Genomic DNA, 1,773 nt, shown 5'->3' on the forward strand with positions numbered 1-1,773 from the left:
GTCGACCAGGTCAACCAGGCCATCGCCCACATGGACCAGGTGACGCAGCAGAACGCAGCCCTGGTGGAAGAAGCGGCCGCGGCGCCACGCGCCTGGCGGAAGAAGCCGCCAGCCTGTCGCAAGCCGTGAGCCTGTTCAATTTCGGCAAGATGCCGCCCAGGCCGCTGGCCGCCGCCACGCGCGCGCCCATGTCGGGCAAGCTGCCATCGTCGGCGCGGCAGAAGCGCTGCAGGATGGTCTTGATGATGGAGGTGTGATCGTAGACTTCATGGCTGACGCTGCCGGCGGCGATCCACGGCGACACCAGCAGCATGGGCACGCGCACGCCGTACTGGCGACACGCGGGGTCGTCATCGATGGCGGCGGGCGGCGGCACATGGTCGAAAAAGCCGCCGTGCTCGTCATAACTGAGGATCAGCAAGGTACGCTGCCAGGCAGGCCCGCGCGCCAGCGCCTGGTACACCTGCGCCACCAGCGCCTGCCCGCCCCGGATATCGGCGGGCGGATGGTCGTCATTGGCAAAGAAATGCGGATCGATCCAGCTGACCGAGGGCAAGGTACCGGCCAGCGCATCGCCGATGAAACCGTAGCGGCGCTGGCTGGAACCGAGCGGCTCGTAGAATTCGGATGAACGGTAGTGGTCGTCGCTCAGGGCCAGGCTCCACGGTTTCCAGGCGGAATAGAACTTCCAGCTGACCATGGCCCGCTCCAGGTGGCGCACGAAGGATTTGTTTGCATACAAGGGCACGCGCTTGCTGTCCTTGCTGCCTGCCGCCCTGCCGCTGATGGCATACAGGCGGTTCGGCCAGGTCGCGCCAGGCACCGAGCTGTAGCAGCGGTCGCAGACGCAAAACTGCCGCGCCAGGAAATCATGCATGGGCAGATCGGCGCCATTGTAGTAACCCATCACCACGCCGATGTCGGGATCGTCGGGATGGGTATGCGCATAGTCGGCAACGAAGCCGCCATTACCGTCCTGCAATTGCCGCGCCACCGATTCGCCCGTGTGCGACGGATCCTGGCGCGGATCAAGGGCCGCGCGCTGCAGGTGGTGCACGGGATAACTGATGCCCGCATGCACGTTGGCATGACTGGCGCGCAAGCCATCGATGTCGGCACGCCCGCCCTCCAGGCTCAGGTAGCCCAGCATATGGTCGAAGGAACGGTTTTCCATCATCAGCACGACGATGTGCTCGATATGCGCGAGGTTTCCCAGCAAATGGCCAGCAGAGACAGATTCAGCAGCAGTCATCGAAGCTCCCGGGCCGCGCGCACGGGCGCGGCAACCCTGGTTCGACCAGGTTCCGCCACTATGGTTCAGCTAGCGAAACCTGGCTTTGATGCGCGACAACTCAAGCAGCTTGCAAGCACATCAATAAGGCACGCGATAGCGGTAGCCCTTGAAACTGAAAATCGCCGCCTTCGGCTGCAACTTTTCCAGCACCAGTCCCGGCGCCAGTTCCTCGCCCTCGTGGCGCAGGACTTTGTCGATCAGCAAGAGCCGGTCGGCCGGGTTCTTTGAATAGATATAGCCGCCGATGGCGATGGGCGGAATCTGCCGCTGTATCGGCTCAGGCAAGTCGCGCATGCCCGGTACGACCTCATCTGCCGCCGGCACGGGTGGCACCGCAGCAGCAGCAGGGGCTGGGTCTGGCTTGAGCACAGCGGCCACGACCGGTGGCGCCGGCGGGGCCTCGCGTTTCGGCGCAGGTTTCGCTTCAGGCCGGGGCGCTGGCGCCGCTGCCGGTGGCGCCACGGCAGGCGCGGCGATGC

1 protein-coding gene and 2 pseudogenes are annotated in these 1,773 nt (G+C 65.1%); 1 reads left to right on the forward strand and 2 read right to left on the reverse strand.

The features are described 5' to 3' along the window. Positions 1 to 257 (forward strand): annotated as a pseudogene (locus JaAD80_RS31765) (hypothetical protein); the annotation flags it as partial. Positions 258 to 280: 23 nt separating this feature from the next. Here JaAD80_RS31765 and JaAD80_RS28075 read toward each other — a convergent pair. Beyond that, a pseudogene (locus tag JaAD80_RS28075) lies at positions 281 to 1,252 on the reverse strand (phospholipase C); the annotation flags it as partial. A 120-nt stretch (positions 1,253 to 1,372) separates the two neighbouring features. After that, on the reverse strand, positions 1,373 to 1,773 hold a 401-nt coding region (locus tag JaAD80_RS28080; RefSeq protein WP_180979633.1), incomplete at its 5' end, for a general secretion pathway protein GspB.

This window comes from Janthinobacterium sp. AD80, from assembly GCF_002878455.1.
Lineage (GTDB): Bacteria > Pseudomonadota > Gammaproteobacteria > Burkholderiales > Burkholderiaceae_D > Janthinobacterium.